Annotated in this window: 15 protein-coding genes; 12 read left to right on the top strand and 3 right to left on the bottom strand. The window is 60.0% G+C overall.

The features are described from left to right. The coding region (locus RTS12_RS15860; protein WP_312530243.1) for an Rrf2 family transcriptional regulator at positions 1–265 on the bottom strand (265 nt) is incomplete at its 3' end. Positions 266–436: 171 nt separating this feature from the next. Here RTS12_RS15860 and RTS12_RS15855 point away from each other — a divergent pair. The 7 genes from RTS12_RS15855 (at position 437) to RTS12_RS15825 (ending at position 8,111) form a co-directional block, all read left to right on the top strand. Further along, positions 437–1,096 (top strand): alpha/beta hydrolase, encoded by a 660-nt coding sequence (locus tag RTS12_RS15855; RefSeq protein ID WP_312530242.1) that lies wholly within the window; start codon positions 437–439, stop codon positions 1,094–1,096. A 26-nt stretch (positions 1,097–1,122) separates the two neighbouring features. Beyond that, the gene (locus RTS12_RS15850) at positions 1,123–1,566 is read left to right on the top strand and encodes a hypothetical protein (RefSeq protein ID WP_312530240.1); all 444 of its coding nucleotides are present in this window, start codon (positions 1,123–1,125) and stop codon (positions 1,564–1,566) included. Beyond that, complete coding sequence (locus tag RTS12_RS15845; protein ID WP_312530238.1) at positions 1,563–2,714, top strand: HD domain-containing protein; 1,152 nt, start codon at positions 1,563–1,565, stop codon at positions 2,712–2,714. The genes RTS12_RS15850 and RTS12_RS15845 overlap by 4 nt, the downstream gene beginning before the upstream one ends. Positions 2,715–2,856: 142 nt before the next feature. Then, positions 2,857–4,071 (top strand): NADP-dependent isocitrate dehydrogenase, encoded by a 1,215-nt coding sequence (locus RTS12_RS15840; protein ID WP_312530237.1) that lies wholly within the window; start codon positions 2,857–2,859, stop codon positions 4,069–4,071. Between the two features lie 183 nt (positions 4,072–4,254). Further along, positions 4,255–4,923 carry a phosphoribosylformylglycinamidine synthase subunit PurQ gene (gene purQ / locus RTS12_RS15835; RefSeq protein ID WP_312530236.1) on the top strand — a complete coding sequence of 223 codons (669 nt, stop codon included), beginning with the start codon at positions 4,255–4,257 and terminating at the stop codon, positions 4,921–4,923. Between the two features lie 112 nt (positions 4,924–5,035). After that, positions 5,036–6,766 (top strand): ATP-binding protein, encoded by a 1,731-nt coding sequence (locus tag RTS12_RS15830; RefSeq protein ID WP_312530245.1) that lies wholly within the window; start codon positions 5,036–5,038, stop codon positions 6,764–6,766. Positions 6,767–6,785: 19 nt separating this feature from the next. Continuing rightward, positions 6,786–8,111, top strand: coding sequence for a sigma-54 dependent transcriptional regulator (locus tag RTS12_RS15825; protein WP_312530234.1), 1,326 nt, complete (start codon positions 6,786–6,788; stop codon positions 8,109–8,111). Positions 8,112–8,307: 196 nt separating this feature from the next. Here RTS12_RS15825 and RTS12_RS15820 read toward each other — a convergent pair whose 3' ends face one another. Beyond that, positions 8,308–8,658 (bottom strand): hypothetical protein, encoded by a 351-nt coding sequence (locus RTS12_RS15820; protein WP_312530233.1) that lies wholly within the window; start codon positions 8,656–8,658, stop codon positions 8,308–8,310. Positions 8,659–8,721: 63 nt separating this feature from the next. On the opposite strand from RTS12_RS15820, the gene RTS12_RS15815 reads away from it, so the two are divergent. Both RTS12_RS15815 and RTS12_RS15810 read left to right on the top strand, forming a co-directional pair. Then, on the top strand, positions 8,722–11,565 hold the full coding sequence (locus RTS12_RS15815; protein WP_312530232.1) for an Rne/Rng family ribonuclease: 2,844 nt from the start codon (positions 8,722–8,724) through the stop codon (positions 11,563–11,565). A gap of 70 nt (positions 11,566–11,635) precedes the next feature. Then, positions 11,636–12,379: a cytochrome c biogenesis protein CcdA gene (locus RTS12_RS15810; protein ID WP_312530230.1), complete on the top strand. Its 744-nt coding sequence runs from the start codon at positions 11,636–11,638 to the stop codon at positions 12,377–12,379. 36 nt (positions 12,380–12,415) lie between these two features. Here RTS12_RS15810 and RTS12_RS15805 read toward each other — a convergent pair whose 3' ends face one another. Continuing rightward, positions 12,416–13,198 carry an enoyl-CoA hydratase gene (locus RTS12_RS15805; RefSeq protein WP_312530228.1) on the bottom strand — a complete coding sequence of 261 codons (783 nt, stop codon included), beginning with the start codon at positions 13,196–13,198 and terminating at the stop codon, positions 12,416–12,418. A 73-nt stretch (positions 13,199–13,271) separates the two neighbouring features. On the opposite strand from RTS12_RS15805, the gene RTS12_RS15800 reads away from it, so the two are divergent. The 3 genes from RTS12_RS15800 to rpsI all read left to right on the top strand — a co-directional run bounded on the left by RTS12_RS15800 (position 13,272) and on the right by rpsI (position 14,859). Further along, positions 13,272–13,715, top strand: coding sequence for a PaaI family thioesterase (locus tag RTS12_RS15800; protein WP_312530226.1), 444 nt, complete (start codon positions 13,272–13,274; stop codon positions 13,713–13,715). A 188-nt stretch (positions 13,716–13,903) separates the two neighbouring features. Then, positions 13,904–14,368 carry a 50S ribosomal protein L13 gene (rplM, locus tag RTS12_RS15795; RefSeq protein WP_312530225.1) on the top strand — a complete coding sequence of 155 codons (465 nt, stop codon included), beginning with the start codon at positions 13,904–13,906 and terminating at the stop codon, positions 14,366–14,368. A gap of 2 nt (positions 14,369–14,370) precedes the next feature. Beyond that, positions 14,371–14,859: a 30S ribosomal protein S9 gene (rpsI, locus tag RTS12_RS15790; RefSeq protein ID WP_312530223.1), complete on the top strand. Its 489-nt coding sequence runs from the start codon at positions 14,371–14,373 to the stop codon at positions 14,857–14,859. Positions 14,860–15,493 lie beyond the last annotated feature (634 nt).

Here is a 15,493-nt window from a genome sequence, read left to right as displayed (position 1 = left end):
CGCTGACGGTCTCGTCGACGGCCTCCAGCACTTCGGCCACGCGGATGGTTTCGGCCGTGCGCGCCAGCCGATATCCGCCGCCCGGGCCGCGAACCGATTCGACCAGCCCCGCGCGACGCAGACGGACGAACAATTGCTCAAGATAGGGCAGCGAGATGTCCTGACGTGCCGAGATTTCAGCAAGCGAGGTCAGATCATCGGATTTGGCGATTGCCAGATCGACGAGCGCAACCATCGCATAGCGCCCTTTAGTAGACAGTTTCATCTCGCATCCTCATGCCTGATTGGCCGAGCGCATTGACGTGACGACCGGCTTCGGGCTAATCCGACCGCTGCCGACCTTGCTTATTCTTGTCATTCACGCACTGGCTTTCCACATACAGGTCTAAAGCCCGGCCGCAAGAGCGTCAAGAAACCCGAATTTTGAAGGAAGCCCATGCCCGAACTCATTTTCCCCGGTCCCGAAGGTCGTCTCGAGGCGCGCTATCATCCGCAAGCCCAACGCGACGCCCCGATTGCGATCGTCCTTCATCCGCATCCGCAGTTTGGCGGAACGATGAACAACCGTGTTGTCTACAACCTGCATTACGCCTTCCATAAGATGGGCTTCACCGTCCTGCGCTTTAACTTTCGTGGCGTTGGCCGCAGCCAGGGCGAATTCGATCAGGGCATCGGCGAACTGTCGGATGCGGCATCCGCTTTGGATTACCTGCAGGCGATGAACCCCAACTCCAAGCATTGCTGGGTTGCGGGCTTTAGCTTTGGCGCCTGGATCGGCATGCAGCTGTTGATGCGCCGCCCGGAAATCACCGGTTTCGTCTCGGTCGCGCCGCCAGCAAATATGTATGATTTCAGCTTCCTGGCGCCTTGCCCGGCCTCGGGGTTGATCATCAATGGAACGGCTGACCGCGTGGCCCCGCCCAAGGATACCAACACCCTTGTCGGCAAGCTGCGCGAGCAAAAAGGCATCACCATCACCCACGAGGAAATCGAGGGCGCGGATCACTTCTTCCGTGATGATGAGGTCCATATGAAGCCGATGATCGACAATGTTCAAAGCTATGTCCGTCGCCGCCTGACCGAGACGTCGCGGTGATCTTGACAGTTTTACGAGCGCTCTGGATGTCCAGCGCGCTCGTAGCAGGCTTTGCCGCAGCCGTGCTACATGAAATGGCACGGTTGCGGTTGGTTTACTGCGCCTCATCAGGGGGTGCACAGATACCCGCGAACCTGAATGAATTCCGCCATCTGATCCCGGGATTGTCGATGACCGGGCATCTGACCGGTACATTGATTTTTGTTCCGGTGATGGCGCTTGCCCTTTTTGCCAAGGGCCGCCAGCTTTGGCTGTCCGTTGCGCTGGCGATCGGCTGGATTGCGGCGGTTCTGGTGCATCTTGGCCTGCAAATCCCCACAACCTGCCCGCAAATCCCCCAACCGCCTGAGGCATTGAGCTTTTACGTCTGGCCGGCAATGCTGGGCGCGATGGTTCTGTTTCGCATCAATGCCAGCCGTGCCCATCGGGCCGGCAAGGGCGGACAACCCGCAGGAGCGGCCAGATCATGACCGACATTGCCCCGATTTTCGCTTTCCTCGCCGAAGCCGACCGGCTGAAGACTGTCGATCGGGCCAATGTGGTGATGGACAATTCACGGGCCGAAAATTCAGCCGAACACAGCTGGCATGTCGCGCTTTATGCGATGGTCTTTGCCGAGCCTGACATTGATTTGGACCGCGCACTTGCGATGATCTTGATCCATGATCTGGTCGAGATCGATTGCGGCGATCATCCGATCCATCTGCAGCATGATCAAAGCGCATTGGCCCGTGCAGAAAGCGCGGCGGCTGACCGCCTGTTTGCGCTTTTGCCTCAGGGTGCGGCGCTGCGTGATCTGTGGCACGAATTCGAGGCAGCCCAAACCCCCGAGGCCCGTTTTGCCAAGCGTATGGATCATATCCAGCCGCTGTTTCAGGTCCTTCTCTCGCCCCATCCGCGCCCCGATCATATCCAGATCGTGCAGGACAATCTGACCTTTGGCCGTGCCGCGCGGTTCGAGCAGGAATGGCCAGAAGCTATGGGCCACATCCGGGCGCTGCTTGCAGGGCAGGCCATGCCCCCCGACGATTTTGCGCGCCGCCTTGCGTTTCTGGCCAATGCCGACCGGCTGAAAAACGTGATGCGGGCAGGGATCCTTTGTGACGGGTCACGCCGCGAAAATACGGCCGAACACAGCTGGCATCTGGCGCTTTATGCGCTGGTGCTGGGTGATCTTGCCGCGCCGGATGTGAATGTTTCACGTGTGATCAAAATGCTGATTTTGCATGACATCATCGAGACCGACACCGGCGACGTCCCGATCCATTCCCAAGGCGGTGCCGCCCATGCCTCGGAGGCGCAGATCGACAAAGAGCGCCGTGCGGCCGATCGTATCTATGGGCTGCTTCCGCCCCAACAGGGCGCAGAGTTTCGCGCGCTATGGGACGAGTTCGAGGCTGCGGCCACTGCGGATGCGATCTTTGCCAAAGGGCTGGACCGTGCGCAGCCGGTGGCGTTGAATATTGCTTGTGGTGGCGGGACGTGGGACGAATATAACGTCACCTATGACCAGCTCTTTGATCGGGTCGGCGTCAAGATCGCCCGGGCCAGCCCCGAGCTGTGGGAATATCTTCGCGCTCGGGCACTGCCGCTTTTGTCGCAACCCTCTGGCAACTAGGGCGCGACATCGGCCCGCGAAAGGGGGCGCTTGGGATTAACCAGCTGGGATGAATTCGGTATGCAATCGCATACATCCCTTTCCTTTCGCATGAAACACCGCTATAGCCGCAGCAACCGCATTCCATACCCGAGGGAGCACCATGTCGAAGATCAAGGTAGAGAACCCGGTCGTCGAGCTTGACGGCGACGAAATGACCCGGATCATCTGGGATTTCATCAAACAGAAACTGATCCTGCCCTATCTTGATGTCGATCTGAAATATTACGATCTGGGCATCGAAGAGCGTGATCGCACCAACGACCAGATCACCATCGATGCGGCCAATGCGATCAAGCAATATGGCGTTGGCGTCAAATGCGCGACCATCACCCCCGACGAACAGCGCGTCGAGGAATTCGGCCTCAAGAAGATGTGGAAATCGCCCAACGGCACCATCCGCAACATCCTTGGCGGCGTGATCTTCCGTGAGCCGATCATCTGCAAGAACGTGCCGCGTCTGGTCCCCCATTGGACCCAGCCCGTCATCGTCGGCCGTCACGCCTTTGGCGATCAGTACAAAGCCACCGATTTCCGCTTCCCCGGCAAGGGCAAGCTGACGATCAAATTCGTCGGCGAAGACGGCGAGACGATCGAGCATGAAGTCTTTGACGCGCCGTCCTCGGGCGTGGCCATGGCGATGTACAACCTTGACGATTCGATCCGCGATTTCGCCCGCGCCTCGATGAACTATGGCCTGAACCGCGGCTATCCGGTCTATCTGTCGACCAAGAACACCATCCTGAAAGCCTATGACGGCCGCTTCAAGGATCTGTTCCAAGAGGTTTACGAGGCCGAGTTCGAGGACAAGTTCAAAAAAGCCGGCATCCATTACGAGCATCGTCTGATCGACGATATGGTCGCCTCGAACCTGAAATGGTCGGGTGGCTATGTCTGGGCTTGCAAAAACTATGACGGCGACGTGCAATCGGACACGGTGGCCCAAGGCTTTGGCTCGCTGGGGCTGATGACCTCGGTGCTGATGACGCCCGATGGGAAGACCGTCGAGGCAGAGGCCGCACACGGCACCGTGACGCGCCACTACCGCGAGCATCAGAAGGGCAACCAGACCTCGACCAACTCGATCGCGTCGATTTTTGCCTGGACCGGTGGTCTGAAGCATCGCGCGAAGCTGGACAACAATACGGCGCTGTTGAACTTTGCCCAAACCCTGGAAAAAGTCACCGTTCAGGCCGTCGAGGATGGTTTCATGACCAAAGACCTCGCTTTGCTGGTCGGTCCGGACCAGAAGTGGCTGTCGACCATGGGCTACCTTGAAAAGGTTGATGCCTATCTGGGGGCCGCGCTGAAGGGCTAAGCCTTCACGTGAATCATCTTTGATCAGCAAATAGCGGCCGGGCCTTGTCCCGGCCGTTTTCTTTCGATCGTGGCCGGCAGTGTTGTCGCCGATGATTGCCACCTCAGATATCGCACAAGCTTTCGCCTTTGCAGATTTGGGCAAACAGCGCTAAACGGAGGCGAACTTCAGCGGAGTCCCGATATGAAAGCTGCCGTCATCACCTTTCCCGGCTCGAATTGCGACCGCGATCTGACCGTTGCGCTGACCCGCGCCGGGGCCGAGGTCACCAAGGTTTGGCACAAAGATGACAGCCTGCCTGCCGGAACCGATCTGGTGGCCGTGCCGGGTGGTTTCAGCTTTGGCGATTACCTGCGCTGCGGCGCGATTGCCGCCCATTCGCCGATTGCAAAAGCGGTTCGCGACCATGCGTCGCGCGGGGGCTTTGTGCTTGGCATCTGCAACGGCTTTCAGGTTCTGACCGAACTGAACCTGCTGCCCGGCGCGCTGATGCGCAATGCTGGTTTGAAATTCATCTGCCGCGAAGTCGGCCTGCGCGTCGCCTCGACCGACAGCGCCTATACTTCGGGCTTTGCGCTTGGCGAAGAGATCCGCCTGCCGGTCGCCCATCATGACGGCAATTACCAGATTGACGCCGAGGGTCTGGCCACGCTCAAGGATCAGGGCCGCATTGCGCTGACTTACGCGCCCGCCATCAACGGCTCGGCTGCCGATATTGCCGGGGTTTTGTCCGAAAACCGCCGCGTTCTGGGCATGATGCCGCACCCCGAGCGTGCCTGTGAGGCCAGCCATGGCAATACGGACGGCGCCCGGATTTTCGCAGCCCTCGTCGGAGGACTTGTCTCTGCCTGAAACCGGGCAGAGTGAGGCTGCGGCAAAGGCTTCGGCTCGACCGCGGGTGAAGGCGGGCCGCGAGGTGCCAAACCTGCGCCCGCTTGACGCTATTGCGGCCAGTCGCTGGAGCATGCGCGGCGCGATCGCGCTGCTTTTGATTCTTGCCGCGGTCACGATTTGGTTCACGAATGCCTGGCTGACCGCGCGCTTTTCCGAGAACACCAAGGTTCGCACGGAACTGCGCTCGGCGCTTTATACCGGAAACCTTCTGTCCGAGCTGCAGCGCACGGCGGTCGTGCCCTTGCTGCTGGCGCGTGATCCGGCGCTGATCAACGCTTTGCAGACGGGGGATTTCTCGACCACCTCGGCACGGCTGATCACCGCCCAGAAAGAAATCGGCGCGGCATCGATAACGCTTCTGGATGCCTCGGGCCGTACGGTCGGCGCGACCGATCGCAATCTTTTGGGCGCCAATTACGTCCAAGAGCCGTTCTACGTCGAGCCGTTACGGTCGCGCGATACCGTCTTTACCGTCTCGCCTTCGCGCCGTGGCGGTTATGAATTCGCCTATTCCCGCGCCATGATCGCCGATGGGCGCACGGTCGGCGTGATCGTCGTCGGTGCGGATCTGTCGCGGATCGTCCGGTCCTGGGCGGGCATTTCCGATGCCGTTGCCGTGACCGACAGCAGCGGTGCAATCATCCTGGCGACCGAGCCGCGCTGGCGCGGTCTGACCTTGCCCGAGGCGCTCGAGGTACGCTCGGCGCCCTCGGCGATTGCCCGCGCCTTTCAGGTGACGGCGGATTGGACGGCGGTTCCCCCTGATGCCTATGTTCAGGGCAAGGCCGTGATGCAGTCGGAAATCCGCATCCCCTTCAGGGGCTGGAAGATGATCTCATTCACCACCTATGATTCGGTGCGCGAGCGGGTGAATGCCGTTCTTGCCCTTGAAATCATGGGTTTCGCGATCCTGCTGGCGGCGCTCTTTTTCCTGCTGTCGCGCCGCGCAAGGGTCGAAAGCCGCGCCTATATGCGCGAATCTGCGGATCTGCGCGCGCTGAACCAACGCCTGACGCTGGAAATTGCAGAACGCGAGCGCGTTCAAAAAGAACTGCGCGTGGCCGAGCAATCGGTGCAGCAAAGCTCGAAACTGGCAGCTTTGGGCGAAATGTCCGCGGGCGTCAGCCACGAGTTGAACCAACCGCTGGCTGCGATGAAAACCTATCTGGCGGGCGCGCGCGTTCTGCTGCAGCGCGGCCGCTCGGAAGAGGCACTGTCGTCATTCCAGCGCATCGACGACCTGCTGGACCGAATGGGATCGATCACCCGCCAGCTGAAATCCTATGCCCGCAAAGGCGGCGAGGCCTTTGAGGCCGTTGACCTGCGCGCGGCGCTGTCAAGTGCGCTGGCGATGATGGAGCCGCAGCTGCGCAGCCGGACCATTCGCCTGATGCGCAACGTGCCGCGTTATCCGGTCATGGTCTATTGTGACCGCATCCGGCTTGAACAGGTGATCATCAACCTCTTGCGCAACGCCATTGACGCCACCAAATCCGTCAAAGAGCCTTTGATAGAAATTAAGGTCAGTGCCGGTGCTCATGCCTATCTGTCGGTGCGCGACAACGGGCCGGGGGTTTCGGATATGGAAAAGCTGTTTGAGCCGTTTTTCACAACAAAAAAGCCCGGAGAGGGAACCGGTTTGGGTTTGGCGATTTCTTCCGGGATCGTATCGGATTTTGGCGGCAGGCTGACTGCCCATAATTTGTCCGGGGATGATGGTACCGGCGCGGTGTTCGAGATGGAACTGCCGCTGCATCAGCCCGGTGGTGAAGCACGCAAGCCAATGGCTGCGGCAGAGTAAAGATGAAAGGTGACCGGCGATGAGGCGCACAATGAAGATTGCGGTTGTAGATGACGAACCGGATATGCGCGAATCGATCAGTCAATGGTTGGTTCTATCAGGTTTCGAAACAGAGGTTTTCCCCAGTGCCGAAGAGGCATTGAAGGTCATCGGGGCCGATTGGCCTGGGGCTGTGATCTCGGATATCCGCATGCCGGGCATGGATGGGATGACATTCCTGAAAAAGCTGATGGGCGTTGATTCCGGTCTGCCCGTCGTGATGATCACAGGGCATGGCGATGTGCCAATGGCGGTCGAGGCGATGCGTCTGGGCGCCATGGATTTCATGGAAAAGCCCTTTAACCCGGATCGGCTGACCGAACTGGCCAAGCGCGCGACCCAGGCACGCCGCATGACCTTGGATAACCGCGCACTGCGCCGGGATCTGTCCGAGGGACAGCAGGTCATGTCCAAGCTGGTCGGCGCAAGCCCGGTGATGGAACGGCTGCGCGAAGATATTCTGGATCTTGGCCAAGCCGATGGTCACGTCCTGATCGACGGCGAAACCGGCACTGGCAAAACCCTGGTCGCCCATGCCCTGCACGCCGTCGGCCCGCGTGCCACCAAGAAGTTCGTGCCGATTTCCTGCGCGGCCTATACCGATGATCTGCTGTCGGCCAAGCTTTTCGGTCCGGTGGAATCCGGTCTGCCGGCCGTCGAAGAGGCACGTGGCGGCACGCTGTGCCTTGAAGATATCGAAATGCTGTCCGAGGCATTGCAGGCGCGTTTGCTGGCCTTTATCGCCGAGCAGGGCATTCCTGCCGAAACCCGCATCATCGCCATTTCCAACGCGCGCGCCGAAGGCCGCAAGGTCGAGGATTCTCTGCGCCCCGATCTGTTCTATCGGCTGTCGGCGCTCAAGATCACATTGCCGCCGCTGCGCTCGCGCGGCGAGGATATTCTGGCGCTCTTTACCCGGATGACCGAGCAGTTCTCCGAGGAATACGGCTGCGAGCCGCCTCAGGTCACAGCCCAAGAGGCCGCACAGCTGCTGCAGGCACCCTGGCCGGGCAATGTGCGTCAGCTGATCAATGTGGCCGAGCGGGCGGTTTTGCAAAACCGGCGTGGCACGGGCTCGATCACCTCGCTGTTGCTGGCGGATGGCGAGGATACGCAGGAAGCGACCACCACCGAGGGCAAGCCGCTTAAGGAATATGTCGAAAGCTTCGAAAAGATGCTGATCGACAATACGATGCGGCGCCACAAAGGCAGCATCTCGGCCGTGATGGACGAGCTGTGCCTGCCGCGGCGCACGCTGAACGAGAAAATGGCGAAATACGGCCTGAGCCGCGCTGACTATCTCTGATCATGCTTAATGGGCCGCCTGCGGCGAAAGGTCTGCCCGGACCTTGCTTGGCGGCGCGGCCCATTCGATGCTCAGGCACGCAAACATGAGCAATAGCCCCGCCTGCGCAGATTTTTTCCGCGCTTGCGGGGTTTTATCGTAACTGCCGCGCAGCCGCGACCCCGCAACGGCGGTGCAGTTTTGGCGCGCCAGAATATTATCCTTTTAAAAAACTCATTGTGTCGGTGACCCGTTCACCGCTATTCTTGAAAGTTGCAGGGGCCTCTTTCAGCGCAAAGCTGGCTTGCCCCTCCACCAGTTTCGCAGCGCGAGCGTTGGCCGGACGGCCGAATAGGGCAGGCGGCGTGTCGCGCGGAAAAATAAGTGCCCATGCCCCAAGGGGCCTCTGGGCAATCTTGTCGCTGCCCGTCATCGCATTCGCGGACCGGGCCCAAAAAGGTAACAGACGCGATGGATCGCGCAATGGAACGAGATTTGAATCAGGGGCTGCGCTTTGCTGCGGCCGCTGCTTTTGCCGTTCTCGATGCGCCGAGCACGTGTCAGACATGCCGCAGCCTTCCTCCGACCGCGCCAGAAAGCGCGCGAGGGCGGCTGCGCGGAAATCGGATATATGTCAAAGAAAATGCTGATCGACGCCACACATCCCGAGGAAACTCGGGTGGTTGTGGTCGACGGAACACGGGTCGAAGAATTTGACTTTGAGACCATCAACAAACGCCAGCTGGCCGGGAATATCTATCTCGCCAAAGTAACGCGGGTCGAACCCTCGCTTCAGGCGGCCTTTGTGGATTACGGTGGAAACCGCCACGGCTTCTTGGCCTTTGCGGAAATTCACCCGGATTATTACCAGATCCCGCTGGCCGACCGTCAGGCCCTGATGGAAGAAGAGCGCGCGGCCGCAGCTGCCGCCGAGGCCGAAGAAAACTCTGAGCGCCGTCAGCGCCGCCGCCGCGGCCCCAAGCCCGAACGGATGGTGGCCGACGAGGTCGTGAAATCCGATCAGATCGCATCTTCGGACGCGACCGGCGATTTCTCTGTCACGGAAATACCCGGAATGGAGATTTCCGAGCCGCAAGCCGAAGGCGAGCCGCAGCTTGTCTCGGTGGTCGAAACCGCGACGGCAGCTCAGCCCTGTGATGATGATGGCCTGTCGTCGAATGGCGATGATGCGGGCGATGACCGCTCGGATTCCGAGAACGGGGACGATCACGACGATGGAATCGAATCCATTGCCGATGAGGACGTCACCGAGGAAGTGACCCATCACCACAAGAAACCGCGCCAGCGCCGCTACAAGATCCAGGAAGTGATCAAGGTTCGCCAGATCATGCTGGTGCAGGTTGTCAAGGAAGAGCGCGGCAACAAAGGCGCGGCGCTGACGACCTATCTGTCACTGGCAGGGCGCTACTGCGTCTTGATGCCCAATACGGCACGCGGCGGCGGCATCAGCCGCAAGATCACCAATGCGGTCGATCGCAAGAAACTGAAAGAAATCGCCTCGGAGCTGTCGGTTCCGCAGGGCGCGGGTCTGATCATCCGCACCGCGGGCAGCCAGCGCACGCGCAGCGAAATTCGCCGCGACTATGAATATCTGATGCGCCTTTGGGAGCAGATCCGCGAATTGACCTTCCGTTCGACCGCGCCCGCACCGGTCTATGAGGAAGGCGATCTGATCAAGCGCACCATCCGCGACATCTATTCCAAAGAAATCGACGAGGTTCTGGTCGAGGGCGAGCGTGGCTATCGCACCGCCAAGGACTTCATGAAAATGATCATGCCGTCCCACGCCAAGAACGTGAAGCATTACACCGATGCGATGCCGCTTTATGCGCGCTTCCAGGTGGAAAGCTATTTGACGGGCATGTTCAACCCGACGGTTCAGCTGAAATCGGGCGGATATATCGTCATTGGCGTGACCGAAGCTTTGGTTGCCATCGATGTGAACTCGGGCCGCGCCACCAAGGAAGGCTCGATCGAGGATACCGCCTATAAGACCAACTGCGAGGCCGCTGACGAGATCGCGCGCCAGTTGCGTCTGCGCGACCTTGCCGGGCTGATCGTTGTCGACTTCATCGACATGGAAGAGCGCAAGAACAATGCCTCGGTCGAGAAGCGCTTCAAGGACAAGCTGAAAACCGACCGTGCTCGTATTCAGGTTGGTCGCATTTCGGGCTTTGGCCTTCTGGAAATGTCGCGCCAACGCCTGCGTCCGGGGATGCTGGAATCCACCACCCAGCCTTGCGCCCACTGCCACGGCACCGGCCTGATCCGCAGCGATGACAGCCTGGCACTGACCATTCTGCGCGCCATCGAGGAAGAGGGCACGCGCAAGCGCTCGCGCGAGGTTCTGGTCAAGGCACCCATCGCGGTCGCGAACTTCCTGATGAATGCCAAACGTGAACATATCGCAGGCATCGAAGCGCGCTATGGCATGGCTGTGCGTGTCGAGGCTGACCCCAGCCTGATTTCGCCCGATTTCACGCTTGAAAAATTCAAGACGGCGACGCGCTTTGTGCCCGAGGTCGTCTCGCCTGTGGTTTCCGTCGATGCCCGTCTGATGGCCCAGATCGATGGCGAGGATGAGCCCGAGATCGAGGATGAGGACGAAGCGGCCAACACTGCTGCTGATTCGCAAGCCTTGGCGACGGGTTCATCGGATGAGACGAGCCCCGAAGATGGGGATGGCAACGGCAAGTCCAAGCGCCGTCGCCGCCGTCGTCGTCGTGGCGGCCGCAATGGCGATGCCACCAGCGAGAATGGCTCGGATGACAACGGTTCGGACGAGAATGATTCGGACGATGGCGATTCCGATTCAACCGGCGCCGAGGCAGAAGTTGCCGTAGCTGTCGCAGTCGCGGCTTCTCAGGATGCAGTCATCGCATCCGAGGCTTCGGTTTCGCACGACAGTGCCGAGGGCGCTGATGCGGATGAAGGGAAGGGCGCCAGAAAGCCGCGCCGCGCCCCGCGCAGCCGTCGCAAGCCCGCATCTGCCGAGGCCGCTGCAACGGATACGCCCGCTGAGCCCGCAGTCACCGAAGCTGCTGTAACCGAAGCTGGCGTCGCTGAAGCTGCTGGCGCCAAAGGCGCTGTCGCCGAAGCCAGGGCCGAAACCGCCGAGACCAAGGCTGATGTTGCGGCCCCCGCAGTGGCGCAGCCCCAAGAATCGGCTGTCGCGCCCGTGGCCGCAGACGAAGCACCGGCGCCTGCGCAGGTGTCCTCTGATGTGACCCCGGTTGTTTCGGACCCGTCGCAAGCCGTCGCAGCACCTGTGATCGAAACCGCGCCCGAGGCTGCGGTTGAGGCTGCCGCAAAGCCTGCGGTTGCGCCTGCCGCAAGCAGCGATGAGACGCCCAGCAGCCAAGCCGCACCCAAGCCGGAATTGGCCGAAGTCAGCGAGACTGCCGCCGCGCCCGCCGCTCCGCAGCCCAAGCGCCGGGGCTGGTGGTCGGCTTAATCGCTAAACCCACGGAAGAGTGAGAGGCGCGGGGCTTCCCCGCGCCTTTTTCATGGGCCATGGTGGCGCCATGTTTGGAATTGAACTTGTTGATGCCGCATTCTTTCCTGCCGCTGCCGTCGCGCTGCTTGCGGGGATTTTGTCATTCCTGTCGCCTTGTGTGCTGCCGATTGTGCCGCCCTATCTGGCCTATATGACCGGGATCGGGGTCGGAGGGCTGAAATCAGGCGAGCGTAGCGCCGTGGTACCGGCGCTTTTCTTTGTCCTTGGCCTGTCGACCGTCTTTATCATGATGGGGATTGCGGCCTCGACCTTTGGCCGGATGCTGCTGCAATATCAGGATCTGCTGTCGCGCGGCTCGGGGTTGGTGATCATCGTGCTGGGTCTGCATTTCCTGCACGTCATCCGCATTCCCATTCTGGACAGCGAGGCCCGGCTGGATGTCGGCGATAAAGGCGGTAGCGCTTTTGGTGCCTATATTCTGGGTCTTGCCTTTGCCTTTGGCTGGACGCCCTGCATCGGGCCGCAGCTGGGCATGATCCTGTCCTTGGCCGCATCGGGCGCCGAGGCGCAGCGCGGCATGGCACTTTTGGCAATCTATGCCTTGGGACTGGGCATCCCCTTTCTGCTTTCGGCGATTTTCATCAATCGGGCGATGGGGCTGATGAACCGGATCAAGCCGCATCTGCGCATGATCGAGCGCGTAATGGGCTTGCTTTTGGTCGCGGTGGGTCTTGCGCTGCTGACCGGGGCCTTCACTGCCTTTGCCTATTGGCTGCTCGAAAATATCCCTGCCTTGGCCTATCTGGGATAGGCCAGCGCGCAGGTCGTGACTAAGCCAAGCGATGCGTCACGCCCAATTGGGCGGGCGCTTTTCAAGAAAGGCCTGCAGGCCTTCGTCGGTTTCCTCTAGCATCAGATTGTCGCAGATGACCTTGCTCATCTGGTCATAGGCCTCTTGCAGCGTAAGGCCCTGCTGGGCACGAAAGGCCGCCTTGCCGATGCGCACCGCCGCAGGCAACTTGGCCGCGATTGTTTCCGCCATCGTCATCGTCGCCCGGCTTAGATCATCGGCTGGGGTCACGTGATTGATCAAGCCGATCTCGCGCGCGCGCTCGGCGCTGATGAAACTGCCGCAGGTCAGCATCTCGAAAGCGGCCTTGGGCGGCACGGCACGGGTCAAAGCAACCATCGGCGTCGCGCAGAAAAGGCCAATATTCACGCCATTCACCCCGAATTTGACGCCATCTGCTGCAAGCGCCAGATCGCAGCTTGCCACCAGCTGACAGCCCGCAGCGGTCGCAATGCCTTGAACCTCGGCGATGACAGGCTGCGGCAGTTCGGCAATCTGCATCATCAAGGCACTGCAATCGGCAAAAAGGGCTTGAAAGGCCGCGCGGCCTCCGTCGCTGTCTTGGCGTGACTGCTGCATCTGCCGAATGTCATGACCCGCACAAAAGGCCTTGCCCTCGGCCGCAATGACCACGACGCGGATGCTGTCATCGCGCGCGATCTGCACCAGGGCTGCCCGCAAGGCGGCGATCATCTCGCAAGACAATGCGTTGAAGTTTGCAGGGCTGTTCAGGACAAGGCGCACGATCGCACCATAATCGTCGCGTCGGATCGGATTCATCGCCTTGCCTCTTGGGATCGGATCCGGCCAGTCTAGGTCCCAGATGCAAGCAGCGTAAAGGGGACCACTTCGCATGACCATCGTGATGGATCGCGCCGCCTTGACCCAGTTTCTGGCTCAGGAATTTCCGCAGGTTGCGGATGATCTGATCGTGGACAAGGTCGATGCTCAGGTGCTGACCCTGAGGCTGAAGGTGCAAGACACCCATCTGCGCCCCGGTGGCACGGTCTCGGGGCCAACGATGTTTGCTCTGGCCGATGTTGGCATCTATCTGCGGATCCTGTCCTTTATCGGGCCGGTGGCTTTGGCGGTCACGACCAATGCGACGATCGATTTCATGCGCAAACCCCAAGCGGGCAGGGATCTTTTGGCGGATTGCCGTCTGCTGAAGCTGGGCCGCAGCCTGGCCGTCGCCGAGACCTTGATCCACAGCGAAGGCGTCGAGGCCCCGGTTGCCCGCTGCTCAATGACCTATGCGATTCCTCCTGATGCGTCGGTGCCGCGTCCCAGCCTGTAGCGCGTCCCGGCGAAGGGTAAAAACCGCATGATTCCGGGTAAAAATGCATATAAATATGAGGTATATAAATACCTATTTTGCAAGCGCATGAAATTGCTTGAAAATTTGGCAATTTCGACACTTGACCGGATCGTGGCGACGGTTGATATACCGTCATCTCGAATTCAATACCCTCAAAGGGCAGCAAGATGAAAACCTATACCGCAAAACCGGCGGAGATCGAGAAGAAGTGGATCCTGGTCGACGCCGAGGGCGTTGTTCTGGGCCGCCTTGCTACGATCGTCGCCAGCCGCCTGCGCGGCAAGCACAAGCCGACCTTCACGCCGCACATGGATATGGGTGACAACGTCATCATCATCAATGCGGACAAGATCCAGATGACCGGCGACAAGCGTGACCAGAAGAAATACTACTGGCACACCGGCCACCCGGGCGGCATCAAGCACCGCACCGCACGTCAGGTTCTCGAAGGCGCACACCCCGAGCGCGTTGTGACCAAAGCGGTCGAGCGCATGATCTCGCGCAATATCCTGGGCAAGCAGCAGATGTCGAATCTGCGCGTTTATGCCGGTGCCGAGCACCCGCATGAAGCTCAGCAGCCTGAAGTGCTGGACGTTAAGTCCATGAACGCCAAGAATACCCGGAGCGCGTAAGAATGGCTGAAGATATCAAGTCTCTCGACGAATTGAAAACGGCTGTCGCCGCCGCTCCGGCAGTTGCAACCGAAGCCGTTGCTCGCGAAGCACAGCGCGACTCGCTTGGCCGCAGCTATGCGACCGGCAAGCGTAAAGACGCTGTGGCTCGCGTTTGGGTCAAACCGGGCACCGGCAAAGTTGTCGTCAACGGTAAAGACATCAACGTCTATTTCGCACGCCCGGTTCTGCAGATGATCCTGCGCCAGCCGTTCGAAGTTGCTGGCGTTACCGGCCAGTACGACGTTTACGCGACCGTTGCTGGTGGTGGTCTTTCGGGTCAAGCTGGTGCGGTCAAGCACGGCATCTCGAAAGCGCTGCAACTGCACGAGCCGGCTCTGCGCCCCGCGCTGAAAGCAGCAGGCTTCCTGACCCGCGACTCGCGCGTCGTTGAACGTAAGAAATACGGTAAAGCCAAAGCTCGCCGTTCGTTCCAGTTCTCGAAGCGCTAATCCGCTTTATCAAGATACAGTTTGGAAACGCGCCCTTCTGGGGCGCGTTTTCTTTTGGCCGATCCCTTTCGGCAAATGCCAGCTTTTCTCCTGCACATTATATGCGCCGCCGACCTATCGCGGCATGTCAGCGCTATGTGATAGCAGCGGGCAGCGCAAAGCCGCGCTTCGGTGGCAGGCATTTCGGTGTCAGGCATACCGATCCCTTATAAGTGGGTGTGGCGCCTGAAACCCCGTACCCCGAAACCGATTAGCTGCGACCGATGGGCGTGCAGCATCCTGCACGACAAAGTTAGGCTTACCCCTTGCAGTGAGGTGCCAACGGCGACGCAAAGCAGGGCAGGGGGCATTGGTCAGGGCATAAGCGCCTGGCATTGCCCGTCTTGCCCCATGGGTTGTCGTCTTGGGTTGGTCGATCGGGGGGCAGAATCGCCACGATTCGACTAAACTGTCATGATTTCGTCGTCAGATTCGATAATCATCGTATTGGTCTGCTGGCCGACAGCACGTCACTGCACCGATTTCATTTTAAAAACATAATACAAAACAGCGTCTTAGTGATAATCTTCGCGAAAGTCGGTTTTTTCATCTTGCGGGTTTATTTTGTTGGGCCTAAACACCGCTCTACCGAACG

Origin of the sequence: Paracoccus sp. (in: a-proteobacteria), from assembly GCF_032007265.1 — a bacterium.
GTDB lineage: Bacteria > Pseudomonadota > Alphaproteobacteria > Rhodobacterales > Rhodobacteraceae > Paracoccus.
This window is presented reverse-complemented; position numbering and strand designations above follow the sequence as displayed.